Raw genomic sequence first — 16,771 nt, forward strand, 5'->3', positions numbered from 1 at the left:
CCTACCCCCTGGCCCGCAGGCCCGCGGCCAGCATCTCCACCAGCTCGCTCATCAGCAATTCGGGGTCGGCGCTGCTGACGGGGGCCAGGTTGCCCGACACGATGCCCTCCACCAGGCCGTTGACGGCGGCCCAGATGGTGGTGGCCGCGCGTTCCAGCCGCTCCGCCCCCGCATCGGGCACCAGCGGGGCGACCGCCGCCTCCACCCCCCGGCGCAGGCGCACGATCCGTTCCAGCAGCCAGTCGGGCAGCGGTTCGGTCAGGACGGGCGGCCGGTTGTCGATCAGGGTCTGGAACAGGTTCAGGTTGGAGCGTGCGAACGAAAGATAGGCGTTGGCCAGCGCCAGCAGCCGTGTCTCCACGGCCGCATCCGCGGGCACGGCCGCATCGGCGGCGGCCATCACGACCTGCAGGCGGTCCAGCAGTTCCGCGTTCAGATGCAGGCGCACGGTATCAAGGTTCGGGTACAGGTTGTACAGGGTCCCGACAGAGCAACCGACCGCCTGCGCCAAAGTCCTGGCGGTGAGCGCGGCCAGTCCGTGGTCAGCGACCAGTTTGCGCGCCTCGTGCAGGACGGCTTTGGCGAGTTCGGCGCGGGGCTGGCGTGTCATGGGCGATTTTTCCCGATTTTCCCTGGATTTGGCGCGACGGGTTCCTATCTGTAACACGGCCGGATGACGGCATCGACCTTTGTCCGGCTATCCACCCTACCCGTGCTACAGGCAAAAGGCTGCCACGGCAGACCTGCATATTGATGACACCGTTGCACTGACGTACAACCGTCGCGGAATTTCATGCCTTTGCACCCGGCCCGGTGCGGCTCCGCACCACGGCCTTTCCGACCGGAATCCCCAATGGCCCCCTACGACCAAGCCCCGAGTGAGCGCCTTTCCTTCCTTTTCGGCGCCAACGGCACCTTCATCGCGGAACTCTACGCCCGTTACAGACAGGACCCCGCCTCCGTCGACGCAAGTTGGCAGGCCTTCTTCGCCGATCTGGGCGATGACGGTCATGCCATCCTGGCGGAGCTGAACGGTGCGTCCTGGGCGAAGTCGACCGCCAGGGTCATCGGGGCCGCCGATCCGGACGCCGTGCCGGCCAAGCCGGGCAAGGGCGACAAGGCGGCCGCCCCCGCGGCGGCCGCGGCACCGGTCGCCAACGGCTTCACGCCCGAGCAGGTCCGCCAGGCACAGTTGGACAGCCTGCGCGCCCTGATGCTGATCCGCAATTACCGGGTGCGCGGCCATCTGCTGGCCAAGCTGGACCCGCTGGGCCTGGACAAGCGGGCCGAGCATGCGGAACTGGACTACCGCCATTACGGCTTCACCGACGCCGACCTGGACCGCCCGATCTTCATCAACAACGTGCTGGGGATGGAGACGGCCACCCTGCGCCAGATCGTGGACGCGGTGCATCGCACCTATTGCGGCTCGATCGGCGTGGAGTTCATGCATATCCAGGATCCCGAGCAGAAGGCCTGGATCCAGGAACGTATCGAAGGCATCCGCAACCAGACCGATTTCACGGTGAATGGCAAGAAGGCCATCCTGCAACGCCTGACGGCGGCGGAAGGGTTCGAGAAGTTCTGCCAAGTGAAATACACGGGCACCAAGCGCTTCGGCCTGGAAGGCGGCGAGGTGCTGGTGCCGGCCATCGAACAGGTGATGAAGCGCGGCGGCCAGCTGGGCCTGAAGGAGATCGTGCTGGGCATGGCCCATCGCGGCCGCCTGAACGTGCTGGCCAATGTGATGGGCAAGCCCTTCAAGGCCATCTTCAGCGAGTTCCAGGGCAACCCCGCGAACCCCGAGGATGTCCAGGGCTCCGGCGACGTGAAGTACCATATGGGGACGTCCAGCGACCGTGATTTCGATGGCAACACCATCCACCTGTCGCTGTCGCCCAACCCGTCGCATCTGGAGGTCGTGAACCCGGTCGTCTGCGGCCGCGTGCGGGCCAAGCAGTGCCAGATTTCCGGGCAGGTGCCGCCGTCCGACGAAAGCCGCTGGAACGTGCTGGGCGTGCTGCTGCATGGCGACGCCGCCTTTGCCGGCCAGGGGCTGGTGCCGGAAACGCTGCTGCTGTCCGAACTGAAGGGCTACCGCACGGGCGGCATCATCCATTTCATCATCAACAACCAGATCGGCTTCACCACCGCCCCGCAATACAGCCGTTCCGGCCCGTATCCGACGGAAGTGGCCAAGTCGATCCAGGCCCCGATCTTCCATGTGAACGGCGACGATCCCGAAGCGGTGATCCATGTCAGCCGCATCGCCATCGAATTCCGCCAGAAGTTCCTGAAGGACGTGGTGGTGGACATCGTCTGCTACCGCCGCCAGGGCCATAATGAAGGCGACGAGCCGGCGTTCACGCAGCCGCTGATGTACAAGACCATCGCCAAGCAGCAGACGACCCGCGCGCTCTATGCCCAGCAACTGGTCGCTGAAGGTGTGCTGAGCCAGGACGAGGCCGAGGGCTTCGTCACCGAGTTCAATACCCGGATGGAAGCCGAATTCCAGGCGGGCATGTCCTACAAGCCCAACAAGGCCGACTGGCTGGAAGGCAAGTGGGCGGGCCTGTCCGCCGCGAAGGCCGATGCGCATCGCGGCACGACGGCCGTCCCCGCCGACCTGCTGACGGAAGTGGGCATGGCCATCTCCCGCGTGCCGGCCGATTTCAACGTCAATTCCAAGGTCGCCCGCCAGTTGAAGGCCAAGGCAGAGGCCATCAGCTCGGGCCAGGGCATCGACTGGGCCACGGCCGAGGCGCTGGCCTTCGGCACGCTGGCCGTGGAGGGCACGGCCGTGCGCCTGTCCGGGCAGGATGTGGGCCGCGGCACCTTCTCCCAGCGGCACAGCGTGCTGATCGACCAGAAGAATGAAGAGAAGTACATCCCGCTGAACAATATCCGTCCGGGCAAGCAGGCCACCTTCGAGGTGCATGACAGCCCGCTGTCGGAAGCGGCCGTGCTGGGCTTCGAATATGGCTTCTCCCTGGCCGAACCGCATGCGCTGACCATCTGGGAAGCACAGTTCGGCGATTTCGTGAACGGTGCGCAGGTCATCATCGATCAGTTCATCAGCTCGGCCGAATCGAAGTGGCTGCGCATGTCCGGTCTGGTCATGCTGCTGCCGCACGGCATGGAAGGCCAGGGTCCGGAACACAGCTCCGCCCGGCTGGAGCGTTTTCTGCAGAACTCGGCCGAGGATAACTGGCAGGTCTGCAACATCACGACGCCGGCCAACTATTTCCACGCCCTGCGCCGTCAGGTCCGCCGCGATTTCCGCAAGCCGCTGATCGTGATGTCGCCGAAGTCGCTGCTGCGCCACAAGCTGGCCGTGTCGCCGCTGGAGATGTTCACCAACGGCCAGACCTTCCATCGCGTCCTTTACGAAACGGGCGTCGATCTGGTGGCCAATGACAAGATCCGCCGCGTGGTCCTGTGCTCCGGCAAGGTCTATTATGACCTGTTCCAGGAACGCGAGAGCCGGGGCCTCAAGGACATCGCCATCGTCCGCCTGGAACAGCTCTATCCGTTCCCGGCCGATGCGCTGGGCGTGGAACTGGCCAAGTATCCGAACGCCGATGTCGTCTGGTGCCAGGAGGAGTCGGAGAACCAGGGAAGCTGGAACTTCGTCGACCGCCGCATTGAAAAGGTGCTGACCAGCATCGGGCACAAGGCGGGCCGTCCGAAATATGCCGGCCGGCCCGAATCCGCGGCCCCTGCCACCGGCATGCTGAAGCGCCACAACCAGGAGCAGGCGAAGCTTCTGGACGACGCGCTGACGGTCTGACCGCCGGCAACATCCTTTCATACCCACGACCATCCAATCACGAAGGCCACAGAATATGGCGACGGAAATCAAGGTGCCCACCCTGGGCGAATCGGTCACGGAAGCGACGGTTGCCCGCTGGTTGAAGAAGGTCGGGGACGCCATCAATGTCGATGACGCCCTGGTGGAACTGGAAACCGACAAGGTGACGCTGGAGGTCAATGCACAGGCCGCCGGCGTGCTGACGGAGATCGTCGCCGAAGAAGGCGCCAACGTCGATGTCGGCGCCCTGCTGGGCACCATCGGTGAAGGGTCCGGGGCCGCTGTGGCCCCCGCGGCCAAGGCCAGCCCGGCACCCGCTGCGCCGGCCGCCGCTGCCGCCGCACCGGCCGCCACGGCCCCGGTCATGCCGGCCGCCGCCAAGATCGCAGCGGATAACGGCGTCGATACCGGCGCCATCGCCGGCACCGGCAAGGATGGCCGCGTGACCAAGGGCGACGTGCTGGCCGCCATCGAGACGCCGAAGGCCGCCCCGGCACCGGCCCCCGCGCCCAAGGCCGCACCCGCCCCATCCGGTCCGCGCGCCAAGGCCGACCTGGAAGAGCGTGTGCGCATGACCCGCCTGCGCCAGCGCATCGCCGAGCGCCTGAAGGAAGCGCAGAACACGGCCGCCATGCTGACCACCTTCAACGAGGTGGACATGACGAACGTGATCGCCATGCGCAACCAGTTGAAGGACGCCTTCGAGAAGAAGCACGGCGTGAAGCTGGGCTTCATGTCCTTCTTCGTGAAGGCCTGCCTGGTCGCGCTGAAGGAACTGCCCGCCGTCAATGCCGAGATCGACGGCACCGATCTTGTCTACAAGAACTACTATGATATCGGCGTGGCCGTGGGCACGCCGCAGGGTCTGGTGGTTCCCGTGGTCCGCGACGCTGACAAGCTGTCCTTCGCCGGCGTTGAGAAGACCATCGGCGAGCTGGGCAAGAAGGCCCGCGACGGCAAGCTGTCCATGGAAGACCTGTCGGGTGGCACCTTCACCATCTCCAACGGCGGCGTCTATGGCTCGCTGATGTCGACGCCGATCCTGAACACGCCGCAATCCGGCATCCTGGGCATGCACAAGACCATGGACCGCGCCGTCGTCGTGAACGGCAAGGTCGAGGTTCGGCCCATGATGTATCTGGCGCTGTCCTATGACCACCGCATCATCGACGGCCGCGAGGCCGTGACCTTCCTGGTGCGCGTCAAGGAATGCATCGAGAACCCGGAGCGCATCCTGCTGGATGTCTGATCCGCGGATCGGCACCGAACCTTGTGCGCGAGAGGCCGTCCCCCAGGGGACGGCCTTTTCTTTTGGATAACAGCCTTTTGATGACAAGCCGGGCACGACATGCTTGAACTGTCGGCACACGTTCCGGCGGATGGCGGGCATGGAACTGGTTCGGCACCTCGATACCATCACCCAACTGGTCACCTTTTCGGCGATCGCGCTGGGACTCGGCCTGTCGGTGGGTCTCTACTGGTGGCGTCAGCGGACCGTGCCGGGCCTGTCGCACTTCACGGTCGGCATCTTCCTTGTGGGATTGGGCGTCGCGGTTCTGGCCAGCCGCGGGTTCGCGCCGCTCTGGTTTGCCGTCATCTTTGGCAATTTCCTGGTCGGTGGGGCGCTGGTCGCGCTGCTGGGCTCCATCCGCCTTTTCAACGGGCGACGCGCGCGGCTGGCCATGCCGGTGGCTTCCCTGCTGCTGATGACGGCCATCCTGGGTTACGATGTGCTGACGCGCGACGACATCGTGCTGCGCTCCATCGTGGCCACCATCTGGGTTGTCGGCATCAAGCTGCTGATCACCTACGAATGCTGGCGATACGGGCGCAAGGTGGCGCCGCGGCTGTGGGTGGCCATCGCCACCATCTTCGGCGGGATGGCCGTGATATTGTCGGTACGGTTGGCCGACCTGCTGCTGCACCCCGACGCGGAGGGGATTTTCGCGCCCAGCCCGACCGCATCGCTGAACTTCCTGCTGACCACCCTGGGGCTGGTGATGGGCAGCATCGCCATGATGGCGCTGACCAACGAATGGCTGCAGCGCCGTCTGGAAATGGAATCAGCGGAGAATGCGCGCGTCGCACAGGAGCGCGACCACGCGGCCCAGACGGCGGAGGCGGCCAACCATGCAAAGTCCATGTTCCTGGCGGCCGTCAGTCACGAGATCCGCACCCCCGTGAACGCCGTGCTGGGCGGGCTGGAAATCCTGCACCGCCAGGACCCGCCCCCGAAGGGATCACCCCAGCAGAAGGTGCTGGAGGTGATGGAGAAAGCCGGCCAGTCGATGATGGCCCTGCTGGACGACCTGCTGGACATCACCCGCATGGAGGCGGGGCACCTGTCCCTGCTGCCACAGCCGACCGACCTGCACCAGCGCCTGCATGATGCCATCGACCTGATGGCCGGGCGTGCCGCGGCCGGCGGCCTGCTGCTGGATATCGCCATTGCCCCCGACGTGCCCCGCCATGTCAGCATCGACCAGGCCCGCCTGCGCCAGATCCTGCTGAACCTGATCGGCAATGCCATCAAGTTCACCGAACATGGCGGCATCCGGGTCGAGGTGAGCCGGCAACAACCCAGCATCGGCGATGCCAGCATCACACCCGGCGCGGCGCTGATCCGGATCAGCGTCGCCGACACGGGCATCGGCATTCCACCGGCCAAGCTGCCCCATGTGTTCGACGCCTTCTATCAGGTGGAGACGGGCAACAGCCGGCGTTTTGGCGGGGTGGGCCTGGGACTGGCCATCTGCAAGCGGCTGGTCGACATGATGGGCGGCACCATCCGGGCGGAAAGCGCCGAAGGGTATGGCACCGTCTTCTTGCTGGACCTGCCCATGCCGTTGACCGCCGCCCCCGCCCAGGCCAGCCAGGGCAGCCGCCTGTTACCCTATTGGACCAGCCGGCCGGCCGTGCTGCTGGTGGAGGATGATGCCGTCAACCAGTTCGTCGCAACACAGCTTCTTACCCGGCAGGGCTTCCAGGTCACAACCGCGGAGGACGGGGAGACGGCCCTGCGCCTGCTGGAAACGCTGCGTGTCAGGCTGGTCCTGATGGATATCGGCATGCCTGGACTCGACGGGTTTGAAACCACGGCACGGCTGCGGGCCGGTGGCGGCCCCATGGCCACGGTTCCCGTCATCGCCCTGACAGCCAATGTCCTGCCCGAAACCGTGTCCCGCAGCCGTGCCGTGGGCATGCAGGGCTTCCTGAGCAAGCCCATCAAGCTTGATGAATTGCTGACCGCGCTGGGGCGTCATATCCCGCCTGACGGCATCGGCAGCATCCCGGAGGCGAGCCGGGCGTCAGAGGCGGCATCAGCCCCCCAGCCGCTCGCGGATGCCGGGCCTGTGGCGCTGCTGCGTGGCCGGCTGGGGACACCGGCGGTCGACGGGCTTCTGTCGCTGGCGGCACAGAATGTTGCCGACGCCCGTCAGCAATTCCGGCAGGCCGAGGAGCGCAAGCCCCCTCCCCTGAAGGATATTCGTCGTGTCACCCTGCGGCTGGCGGACGGGCTGGACTGCGTCGGCTTCACGGCCGATGCCCAGGCCTTGCGGGATTGTCTGGCCCTGCTGCGACCCGGCCAGCCCATGAATACGGCCCTGGCCGCCATGGACGCCATCCTGGCCGATGCCCAGGCCCGGCTGCCCCGGACCCGGCGCAACGCGGCAGAATAAAAGAAGCGACACCCGCGATTATTGCATTCCACCAAGGCGATCCAGTCAAATCCATAAATTGATCCAAGTCAGGGATCGCGCCTGACCAATAGAATATATCTTCTTCCTGTAAACGACGCACGAAACTGCGCCATGACGCCGGGGAAATATTCGCCCGGCACACAATACAGGAGCCTTTCGATGAGGAACATCGCTGTCCCGGCGGTTGCCGCCGCGTTGACGATTGCCGCCGCCGCTGCCGTGCCGGCACAGGCGGAGAAGGCAGCCGGTGATCTGCTTGTGCGTGGTCGCGTCATCTATGTGCAGCCTGATGAAGGCAGCAACCTGAAGCTGGGCACCACGGCGATCCCCGGCAAGGCATCGGTCGATAATTCCACGGTGCCGGAACTCGATTTCAGCTATTTCTTCACCGACAATATCGCCGCCGAACTGATCCTGGGCACGACCCATCATCATGTGAAGGCAAAGGGCTCGCCGCTGGGTGCGTCGGTGGATCTGGGCGATGTCTGGCTGCTGCCGCCGACGGTGACCCTTCAGTATCATTTCAACCCCAAGGGCAAGGTCAGCCCCTATATCGGCGCCGGTGTCAACTACACCATCTTCTATGGCGACGATCCCGGTGCCGCGCTGGGCATCGATTATGACAACAGTTTCGGCGTGGCCCTGCAGGGTGGCGTGGACGTGGCGCTGACGGACAAATGGTCGCTGAACCTGGACGTCAAGAAGCTGTGGCTGAACACCGATGTGAAGGTGAATGCCGGCCTGCCCGCGCTGGTCAATGCCAAGGTCGATCTTGATCCCTGGATCTTCGGCGTCGGCTTCGGCTACCGCTTCTGATCGGCGGTCCGGCGCGACCGTCCCCGCAAACCGGGGGCGGCCATGTTGGGAAGGGACTTGGCCTCGGCGGCATCCGGGGGTACACAAGGCCCTTCGCAACAAGGCCGCCCCCGGTCCCTGTCCGGGCAAGGCCGCACCGTTCTTGATCGGGAGCATGCCCATGCGCGCCGAAATCCAAGCGGTGGCCGAGGCTGTGGAACAGTCCTTGGTCCTGCTGAGGAGGCATCTTTGACTGGGAGAAATCCCTTTTCCGCCTCGACGAACTGACCGCACTGACCGAAGACCCCAACCTGTGGAATGACAGCGACCGGGCCCAGAAGCTGCTGCGGGAAAAGAACCAGCTTGAAGCATCCCTGAACGGGACGCGGCAGCTGGAACGCGACCTGAAGGACAATCTGGAACTTCTGGAGCTGGCCGAGATGGAAGGCGATCAGGACATGGTCGCCGAGGCCGAGAAGGCCGTGTTCAGCCTGCAGGATCGCGCCGCCACCATGGAACTGGAAAGCCTGCTTTCCGGTGAGGCCGATGCCAATGACTGCTACCTGGAAGTCAATGCCGGTGCCGGCGGCACGGAAGCCCAGGACTGGGCCCTGATCCTGCTGCGCATGTACACCCGCTGGGCCGAACAGCACGGCTACAAGGTGGAAATGCTGGACGAGACCGACGGCGAGGAAGCCGGCATCAAGTCCGCCACCATCCAGATCAAGGGCCATAACGCCTATGGCTGGCTGAAGTCGGAATCGGGCGTGCATCGTCTGGTCCGGATCTCTCCCTTCGACAGCCAGGCACGGCGCCACACCTCCTTCTCATCGGTTTCGGTCACCCCCGTGATCGATGACAAGATCAATGTGGAAATCAACGAGAAGGACGTGAAGGTCGATACGTTCCGCGCCAGCGGGGCCGGTGGCCAGCACGTGAACAAGACCAACTCGGCCGTGCGTTTCACGCATATCCCGACTGGAATCGTGGTTTCCTGTCAGCAGGAACGCAGCCAGCACAAGAACCGGGCCAAGGCCTGGGATATGCTGCGTGCCCGCTTGTACGAGCTGGAACTGCGCAAGCGGGAAGAGGCTGCCAGCGCCCTGGAAGCCACCAAGACCGATATCGGCTGGGGCCACCAGATCCGTTCCTATGTCCTGCAGCCCTATCAGATGGTGAAGGATTTGCGGACCGGGGTGGAGACATCCGACAGCGCCGGCGTGCTGAACGGTGATCTGGACAAGTTCCTGCAGGCGGCCCTGGCACAGCGGCTGAATGGCCACGGTGACGGGAAGAACGAGTAGGTATCTTCCACCTGCGGCTATCTTCCTGCCCAAGCCCGGCAACATTCTGTTGCCGGGCTTTCGCTTTTCTATCACAAATGGACAGGCTGTCCTGCCCCCGGCGATGGGCGGGATTGCTCCCATTTTTTTCGGCGGATGCCCTGGGCGCCCTGGCGCACGCCCTGGACATCGCAGGGGAATGCCTGATGGCGGCAGCGGAGGCGACCGGTTCGGATCTATGGGTGGATGGTCTGGCAGGTGCCGACCGGCTGTTCATATCCTATTTCAACAGCACATCGCAGGTGCTTCTCCTGTTGGACGGGGATGGCGTCGTGCTGGCGGCCAACCGGGCGGCCTTGCGCGTGGGCGATCTGCCCCCCTCCCAGGTACAGGGCATCGCATTGTGGGACACGCCCTGGTGGCGGGGCTCCGACGTGGCGCGCGACCGGCTTGTTTCCGCCGTGCAGGCGGCCTGCAAGGGCGCCACCATCCGCTTCGACCTGGGAACGGGGCCTGAAACGGGCGCCCCGCTTGTCTTCGACCTGTCCATCACGCCAATCGACCATGACGGGGATGGCCATCCCCGTCTGGTGGTGGAAGGGCGGGACGTGACGGAGGCGCGCGACATCGAACAGGCCTTGCGAACCAACGAGCAACGGCTGCGCGACATGGTCGAAGGGTCGGTGCAGGGCATCGTGGTGCATCAGGGATCCCGCATCCTGTTCTGCAACCCGGCCTATGCCAGCATGCTGGGCTACTCGTCGGTGCTGGACGTGATCGCGGGCGACATATCCCTGATCATTCCGGCTGCGGAACGGGCGCAGGCCGACCGGGCCTGGTCGATCCTGCTGGCCGGCGGCAAGCTGCCCATTTTCCGGGCAGCCAAGGTCCTGAAGAAGGACGGATCGATCATCCATGTGGATGTGCTGGCCCGCCGCATCGTCTGGGACGGGAGCCATGCCATTCAATCCACGGTCGTTGATGTGACGGCCCAGGCCAAGGCCGCCGCCGCCGAGGCCGCGCGTCTGGCCGCGGAGGAGGCATCGCGGACCAAATCCGCCTTCATCGCGACCATGAGCCACGAGTTGCGCACGCCGCTGAACGCCATCCTGGGCTTCGCCGGCATGATTGCCGGCAGCGGGCAGCACGGAACGGCCGTCGATCCCCATCATGTCGAATATGCGGGCGACATCATGTTGGCGGCCCGGCACCTTCTGTCCGTCATCAACGACATGCTGCACCTGTCCAAGATCGAAGCCGGCCGCCTGACGCTGGAGCCCTGCTGGATTCCCCTGGAAGGTGAGTTAAGGCAGATCCAGCGCATTGCCCTGGGGCTTGCACAGGACAAGAATCTGGACGTCCGGGTCGACCTGCCCGAGGGGGAACCGGTGCTGCTTCTGGCAGACGAGCGGGCCCTGCGGCAATTGCTGCTGAACATCGTCGGCAATGCCGTGAAGTTCACGCCGGCCGGCGGGAAGATCAACCTTGGTGCCATTATCGACCCCGACAGCCGCGACCTTGTCCTGTCGGTGGCGGACACAGGCGTCGGCATTTCCGACAGCGACCTGGATCGCATCTGGCATCCGTTCGAACAGGTCGGCCAGGTGCAGGACCACCAGAACGGCACCGGGCTGGGCCTGTCCATCGCGCGGGCGCTGGCCGAGTTGCACGGTGCAGAGGTCGCGGTGGACAGTGTTCTGGGGCAAGGCACGACCTTCACCTTCCGTTTCCCCGCCCCCAATGTCACCCGTGGCACGGCGCCGCGACCAGCCGCCAGCAATGATCTGCGCGAAAGGTCAACCACAGCAACCGCACTTGGTACCTGACACCGGGGCCCCTGAAACCTTTGCCATTTCCGCCGCCAACTGACGGCGGGTGGCCCCCTCGGCACAATCCAGCCAAGCCAGGAAGGCGACGCGATGGGAAAGCTCCATGCTTCGACGCCAATCATCTTCCGGCGCCAGATGCATCGCCAACGATTTTGTTGGCGAACCATTTTTAATGGGGTCGCTCATTCAGCGAATTCCCGGAATACCGCAAAAGCCGGACGCCACCCCCAGTGCGCGGGGTAACGCAAACCCAACCCTTTGCATGTATCGCTGATCGGTCGGGATTCCCACGGACATCGGCGGCAATTCCATTCGGCCAGTTGCGCTGAGGCCAGTTGCGCTGAGGCCAGTTGCGCTGAGGCCAGTTGCGCTGAGGATAGAAGGGGCCAGCCAAGGCATGGGAAAAGGCGAAGGAAATCCTATCTTGTCAGCCAGCCTGACCAACGGATTCCGCACGGATGCCGCACGACCAATGGCATTGACCCAAAATGTCACAATCTGTCGCGACCACTGTCCACTTTGACAAACGGACAAGTTTTCAGTCACCATTAGGGTCGTTTCACCGGATGGAGGCAAAAGCCGGAAACCGTTTGTCCAGCCCAAAATCACGATCTAGAGAACAACAGCCAGTCCATTCAAATGGTCGGCTTTGTTGACGGCCAACCATTTCCTCTCCCCTTCCCAAATCTGGAAAGGATGATCCCGCCCCAACATCTGGATTAGGGAAAAGTTGGTTCAATTACTTCTTATCCCCCCTCCGTGCCTCCATCCTACAAGGGCTCGATCACTTGAAAATGACTTTACGCATCGAAAAACGGGAATTCAACGAAAAACCGTCTCACTTCACGATGGTTGGGCGAATAAAGCAGCATGGGAAACCGGAACACGGAATCGCATACGAATGTATGCAAGTGAATTCCGACAATCCACGGTGGCTGTCCAATCTCATTGGAAACAAAGGTATGAATACCGGGCCTCGGGCCTTCATGCCGATCAATGCGGGGGAGGCCGGAACGTGAAAAGCAGTATCGCCTTGCGCCTGCGGGAATTGCGCATTCGAATCGGCTTCAACCGCCGGTCCGACATGGCCAGTCACCTGGGTTTGCCCAACTCCACCTACAGCGCTTACGAAGGTGATTCCGGTCCGCCCAAGGTGGAATGGCTGGTGGAACTGGCGCGGCGGGGCGTGAACCTGAACTGGCTTCTGACAGGTGAAGGGGAGATGCTTCTGTCCTCGGCCGCGATGGATGGCGCGGATGCCATGAACCATCCCCCTCCACCACCGGAAGCGACAACCTCGCTGGAAGTCGATGAATATCTGCTGGCGGCCATGATCCACCGGGTGGAACGCGAATACAGCCACACCCTGACGCCGCTGGAAAAAGGGGAAATCATCGCCCGCCTCTATGCGGCTTCGGCGCGGCTGACGGAAAGCGAACTGGCCGCCTACCCGCTGTCGCGGGCAGCCGAAATACCGGAGCGGTGAAGCTATCGGGGCCCCGGCAAAGCGAAACCCGCCGAGTCGCCCCGGCGGGTTTCCTGCAATCACCAGGAGTGCGAGCTGCAGACTGGAAATCAGCCCAGCGCCTTCACCATGGTCGAACCCAGGCTGGCCGGGCTTTCGGAAACATGGATACCGGCGGCGCGCATGGCCTCCACCTTGAACTCGGCGGTGTCGTTACCGCCGGAGATCACGGCGCCGGCATGGCCCATGCGGCGACCCGGAGGAGCCGTGCGGCCGGCGATGAAGCCGACGACCGGCTTCTTCAGGCCCGACGCCTTGATATACTCCGCACCGTTCACCTCAGCGTCACCACCGATCTCGCCGATCATGATGATACCTTCGGTTTCCGGGTCCTTGGCAAACATCTCCAGCGCGTCCACGAAGTTCGTGCCGTTGACCGGATCGCCGCCGATGCCGATGCAGGTGGTCTGGCCCAGGCCGGCGGCCGTCGTCTGCGCCACCGCCTCATAGGTCAGCGTGCCGGAACGGGACACGATGCCGATCTTGCCACGCTTGTGGATGTGGCCTGGCATGATGCCGATCTTGCACTCGTCCGGGGTGATGACGCCGGGGCAGTTCGGGCCGATCAGGCGCGTACCGCTATTGGCCAGGGCACGCTTGACGCGGACCATGTCCAGCACCGGGATGCCCTCGGTGATGCAGACCACCAGCGGCAGTTCGGCATCGATGGCTTCCAGGATGGCGTCGGCCGCGAACGGCGGCGGCACATAGATGACCGAGGCGTTGGCACCGGTCTTGAGCACCGCGTCGGCCACGGTGTCGAACACGGGCAGGTCCAGATGCTTGGAACCGCCCTTGCCGGGGGTCACACCGCCGACCATCTTGGTGCCATAGGCGATGGCCTGTTCGGAATGGAAGGTCCCCTGCGCGCCGGTGAAGCCCTGGCAGATGACCTTGGTGTCTTTATTGACGAGAACGGCCATGTTACGCGGCCTCCTTCACGGCCTTGACGATCTTCTCGGCGGCGTCGGCCAGGTTGTCGGCCGACAGGATCGGCAGACCGCTTTCGGCCAGGATCTTCTTGCCGAGATCGACATTCGTGCCTTCCAGGCGGACAACCAGCGGAACATGCAGGGACACTTCACGTGCGGCAGCGACAACGCCCTCCGCGATGACGTCGCAGCGCATGATGCCGCCGAAAATGTTGACCAGGATGCCTTCCACGTTCGGATCGGACAGGATCAGCTTGAAGGCGATCGTCACGCGCTCCTTGGTGGCACCGCCGCCGACATCCAGGAAGTTGGCCGGCTCGCCGCCATACAGCTTGATGATGTCCATGGTGGCCATGGCCAGGCCGGCACCGTTCACCATGCAGCCGATGTTGCCATCCAGCTTCACATAGTTCAGGCCGTGCTTGGTGGCTTCCGTCTCCGAGGCTTCTTCTTCGGTCGGGTCGCGCAGTTCCTCCACTTCCGGGTGGCGGTACAGCGCGTTGTCGTCGAAGTTGACCTTGGCGTCGAGCGCGATCACCTCACCAGCACCGGTCACGACCAGCGGGTTGATCTCGACCATGCTCATGTCCAGATCCACGAACGCCTTGTACATGGCGGTCATGAACTTGGCGGCGGCATTGACCTGCTTGCCTTCCAGGCCCAGGGCAAAGGCGACCTTGCGGGCATGATAGCCCTGCAGGCCCTCCACCGGATCGATGGCGACCTTGGTGATCTTTTCCGGGTGGCTGTGGGCCACTTCCTCGATCTCCATCCCGCCTTCGGTGGAAGCGACGATGGTGACGCGGGAAGAGCCGCGGTCCAGCAGCATGGACAGGTACAGCTCACGCTTGATGTCCGCACCTTCCTCGATATAGAGGCGGGCGACTTCCTTGCCGTCCGGACCGGTCTGCTTGGTGACCAGAACCTGGCCCAGCATGGCGGCGGCGTTGGACTGCACGTCCTCCACGCTCTTGACGACGCGGACGCCGCCCTTGCCATTCGGGTCATTCTGGAAGCGGCCGGCGCCACGGCCGCCCGCATGGATCTGCGACTTCACCACCCAGATGGGGCCACCCAGCTCGGTGGCGACCTTGGCGGCTTCTTCCGGCGTATAGGCCACGCCGCCACGCGGCACCGCGACGCCGTACTTCTTCAGCAGGCTCTTGGCCTGGTACTCATGGATATTCATCGCTCAGCCGTCTTGCTCTGGATGGGAGACGGGCCGGCCAGACGGGGATCCGCCGGGCCGCGCGCCGGGTTGATCCCCGCGCGGGCCGCACTTTAGCACTATGCCGACCGGGATCAACCATCCAAAGGTCCCCCATGGCCGCAGCGGAGGCCCGGCGCCGGCCGCCCCCCGCCTGTCCGAACAGCGGTAAGGAAGCCCGCAAACCCTTGCATCGCAACACGCTGTGCCGCAAGTGCGACATAACCCAATGGCACCACGCAAGGGTGCCATGTAATGAGGACAATCCCGTTACCGACAGGCATGATGGCCGGCAGACAGGATGTCCGGCCCCGGAGGGGAGCCGGACTTTCCCGATGCCCCAGATCAGCCGCCCGGGTCAGCCGCCCCGGCTCTTGTAGGCCTTGAGCTGGCGGTTGAAGGCGGCCGCCAGACGCTCCATCCTTTCGGTCGATTTGTTGTAGCTGTCGATATCCATCTTTCCACGGCGTCCTTCCGCGGTCAGACAGGCCTGGTACTCCTCCGTCGCTGCGATGTAGGCCTTCACCTGCTGCACCGCCTGCCCCATCTCGGCCTCCGTGGCGGTCGAGCCGTCGGGCAGGCTGGGCGGTTCACCCTGCTCGCAGGCGGCGAACGCCGCCGGCACGAACAGGCAGGAGACAAAGGTCGTGATCAGGATTGCTTTCTTCATGATTGGACACCCCCAGACAATAAAAATTCAGGAAACTTCCAATCTCATCCCGCAAGAAGAATGGAATTTTCGTTCCCACTGCTGTTTTATTGGGTGCCGCGTTATCCCCAATTGACTAATTATTAGGCTTATCTGCCCTATCTCCCTAAACCTGCCGGAAGGATAGGTTCATCTGGAGTAATCGTCAATTCCAACGGCCGGGAAAGGGTTCTTGCAGACATTGCATCCGGCAGCGCCATGACCGATCAGCCGGCAGTCCACCCGGCACTGCAAAAGCAAGAGCCCGCGCCGGTTCCCGGCGCGGGCTCTTTTCTTGACGCCCCGGAAGACCCGATGACGACGATCAGCCGTTGCGGGCCTTGAAGGTCTTGAGCTGCTTGTTGAAGTCGGCAGCCAGCGCCTCCATGCGGGCGGCGGAGCGGTTATAGGCATCCACATCCACCTTGCCGCCGCGGCCGGCAGCCTCAAGGCACGCCTGGTATTCCTCGGTCGCCACGATATAGGCCTTAACGGCCTTCATCGTATCTGCCATCTGCGCCTCGGTCGCGGTGGAACCGTCAACCAGCACGGGCGGAGCCCCCTGATCGCAGCTCTGCGCCATGGCGGTGCCGGCGGTGAGGGAGAGAAGGGCGACGGAGAACAGCACGGCGGTCTTCATTGGAGATCCTTTTTCCTTCCGGTCACGGAATGGGTGATGGTGGGGGATTCTGCGATAGATAAAGACGGTGATCACAGTTCCGGGGCAGGCGTCCTTCCCCATTCCAGCGGCTGGGGACGTTTATTATTTGATGGATGCACAGCATAGAATGCCACCATCCATCAAAGAGACTTCGGATTAACCGGATTGCCCCTCTGAAAGCCGATGGCTTCTGTCCATGCGCCCCCGACACATACCTTATTATTCAGGCTTTCGGCGTCGTGCGCGGACTATAGGGGTCACGAGTAAGCGAATGGTTAACAACGGAAACCAAAACTATACTTTGGGCGTGCGGCAATGCAGACCAGTGTTGCAACGGCC

Annotated in this window: 13 protein-coding genes; 7 read left to right on the forward strand and 6 right to left on the reverse strand. The window is 63.8% G+C overall.

Translation table 11 applies throughout. The features are described 5' to 3' along the window. Position 1: 1 nt before the first annotated feature. A complete protein-coding gene (locus ABC728_RS12975; RefSeq protein WP_416617997.1) occupies positions 2 to 610 on the reverse strand; it encodes a TetR/AcrR family transcriptional regulator in 609 nt (202 codons plus the stop codon). 243 nt (positions 611 to 853) lie between these two features. Between ABC728_RS12975 and ABC728_RS12980 the strand changes: the two genes are divergently transcribed. The 6 genes from ABC728_RS12980 (at position 854) to ABC728_RS13005 (ending at position 11,416) form a co-directional block, all read left to right on the forward strand. Continuing rightward, positions 854 to 3,790 (forward strand): 2-oxoglutarate dehydrogenase E1 component, encoded by a 2,937-nt coding sequence (locus ABC728_RS12980; RefSeq protein ID WP_416617996.1) that lies wholly within the window; start codon positions 854 to 856, stop codon positions 3,788 to 3,790. 55 nt (positions 3,791 to 3,845) lie between these two features. Continuing rightward, positions 3,846 to 5,060 carry a 2-oxoglutarate dehydrogenase complex dihydrolipoyllysine-residue succinyltransferase gene (gene odhB, locus ABC728_RS12985; RefSeq protein ID WP_416617995.1) on the forward strand — a complete coding sequence of 405 codons (1,215 nt, stop codon included), beginning with the start codon at positions 3,846 to 3,848 and terminating at the stop codon, positions 5,058 to 5,060. A 139-nt stretch (positions 5,061 to 5,199) separates the two neighbouring features. Beyond that, positions 5,200 to 7,491 (forward strand): ATP-binding protein, encoded by a 2,292-nt coding sequence (locus ABC728_RS12990; RefSeq protein ID WP_416617994.1) that lies wholly within the window; start codon positions 5,200 to 5,202, stop codon positions 7,489 to 7,491. Between the two features lie 180 nt (positions 7,492 to 7,671). Further along, complete coding sequence (locus tag ABC728_RS12995; RefSeq protein ID WP_416617993.1) at positions 7,672 to 8,328, forward strand: OmpW/AlkL family protein; 657 nt, start codon at positions 7,672 to 7,674, stop codon at positions 8,326 to 8,328. Between the two features lie 160 nt (positions 8,329 to 8,488). Continuing rightward, a protein-coding gene (gene prfB, locus ABC728_RS13000) for a peptide chain release factor 2 (RefSeq protein WP_445376565.1) occupies positions 8,489 to 9,611 on the forward strand; the annotation gives its coding sequence in 2 pieces (ribosomal slippage) (positions 8,489 to 8,557 and positions 8,559 to 9,611; 1,122 coding nt in all). A 113-nt stretch (positions 9,612 to 9,724) separates the two neighbouring features. After that, positions 9,725 to 11,416 carry a PAS domain-containing sensor histidine kinase gene (locus tag ABC728_RS13005; protein WP_416617991.1) on the forward strand — a complete coding sequence of 564 codons (1,692 nt, stop codon included), beginning with the start codon at positions 9,725 to 9,727 and terminating at the stop codon, positions 11,414 to 11,416. Here ABC728_RS13005 and ABC728_RS13010 read toward each other — a convergent pair. Beyond that, a complete protein-coding gene (locus tag ABC728_RS13010; RefSeq protein WP_416617990.1) occupies positions 11,387 to 11,605 on the reverse strand; it encodes a hypothetical protein in 219 nt (72 codons plus the stop codon). The genes ABC728_RS13005 and ABC728_RS13010 overlap by 30 nt on opposite strands. An 829-nt stretch (positions 11,606 to 12,434) precedes the next feature. Between ABC728_RS13010 and ABC728_RS13015 the strand changes: the two genes are divergently transcribed. After that, positions 12,435 to 12,905, forward strand: a complete 471-nt coding sequence (locus ABC728_RS13015) for a helix-turn-helix domain-containing protein (protein ID WP_416617989.1) — start codon at positions 12,435 to 12,437, stop codon at positions 12,903 to 12,905. An 89-nt stretch (positions 12,906 to 12,994) separates the two neighbouring features. Here the strand turns inward: ABC728_RS13015 and sucD are convergent, their stop codons facing one another. The 4 genes from sucD to ABC728_RS13035 form a co-directional block, all read right to left on the reverse strand. Next, positions 12,995 to 13,867 (reverse strand): succinate--CoA ligase subunit alpha, encoded by an 873-nt coding sequence (sucD, locus tag ABC728_RS13020; RefSeq protein ID WP_416573306.1) that lies wholly within the window; start codon positions 13,865 to 13,867, stop codon positions 12,995 to 12,997. Position 13,868: 1 nt separating this feature from the next. Continuing rightward, a complete protein-coding gene (gene sucC / locus ABC728_RS13025) occupies positions 13,869 to 15,065 on the reverse strand; it encodes an ADP-forming succinate--CoA ligase subunit beta (protein WP_416617988.1) in 1,197 nt (398 codons plus the stop codon). A 376-nt stretch (positions 15,066 to 15,441) separates the two neighbouring features. Then, positions 15,442 to 15,753 (reverse strand): hypothetical protein, encoded by a 312-nt coding sequence (locus ABC728_RS13030; protein WP_416617987.1) that lies wholly within the window; start codon positions 15,751 to 15,753, stop codon positions 15,442 to 15,444. Between the two features lie 343 nt (positions 15,754 to 16,096). Beyond that, positions 16,097 to 16,411 (reverse strand): hypothetical protein, encoded by a 315-nt coding sequence (locus ABC728_RS13035; protein WP_416617986.1) that lies wholly within the window; start codon positions 16,409 to 16,411, stop codon positions 16,097 to 16,099. Positions 16,412 to 16,771 lie beyond the last annotated feature (360 nt).

This window comes from Niveispirillum fermenti (assembly GCF_052474395.1).

Bases quoted from the DNA above. Each gene is read 5' to 3' on its own strand.
- ABC728_RS12975 (WP_416617997.1), bottom strand. From the start codon at position 610: ATGACACGCCAGCCCCGCGCCGAACTCGCCAAAGCCGTCCTGCACGAG.
- ABC728_RS12980 (WP_416617996.1), top strand. From the start codon at position 854: ATGGCCCCCTACGACCAAGCCCCGAGTGAGCGCCTTTCCTTCCTTTTC.
- odhB (WP_416617995.1), top strand. From the start codon at position 3,846: ATGGCGACGGAAATCAAGGTGCCCACCCTGGGCGAATCGGTCACGGAA.
- ABC728_RS12990 (WP_416617994.1), top strand. From the start codon at position 5,200: ATGGAACTGGTTCGGCACCTCGATACCATCACCCAACTGGTCACCTTT.
- ABC728_RS12995 (WP_416617993.1), top strand. From the start codon at position 7,672: ATGAGGAACATCGCTGTCCCGGCGGTTGCCGCCGCGTTGACGATTGCC.
- ABC728_RS13010 (WP_416617990.1), bottom strand. From the start codon at position 11,605: ATGAGCGACCCCATTAAAAATGGTTCGCCAACAAAATCGTTGGCGATG.
- sucD (WP_416573306.1), bottom strand. From the start codon at position 13,867: ATGGCCGTTCTCGTCAATAAAGACACCAAGGTCATCTGCCAGGGCTTC.
- sucC (WP_416617988.1), bottom strand. From the start codon at position 15,065: ATGAATATCCATGAGTACCAGGCCAAGAGCCTGCTGAAGAAGTACGGC.
- ABC728_RS13030 (WP_416617987.1), bottom strand. From the start codon at position 15,753: ATGAAGAAAGCAATCCTGATCACGACCTTTGTCTCCTGCCTGTTCGTG.
- ABC728_RS13035 (WP_416617986.1), bottom strand. From the start codon at position 16,411: ATGAAGACCGCCGTGCTGTTCTCCGTCGCCCTTCTCTCCCTCACCGCC.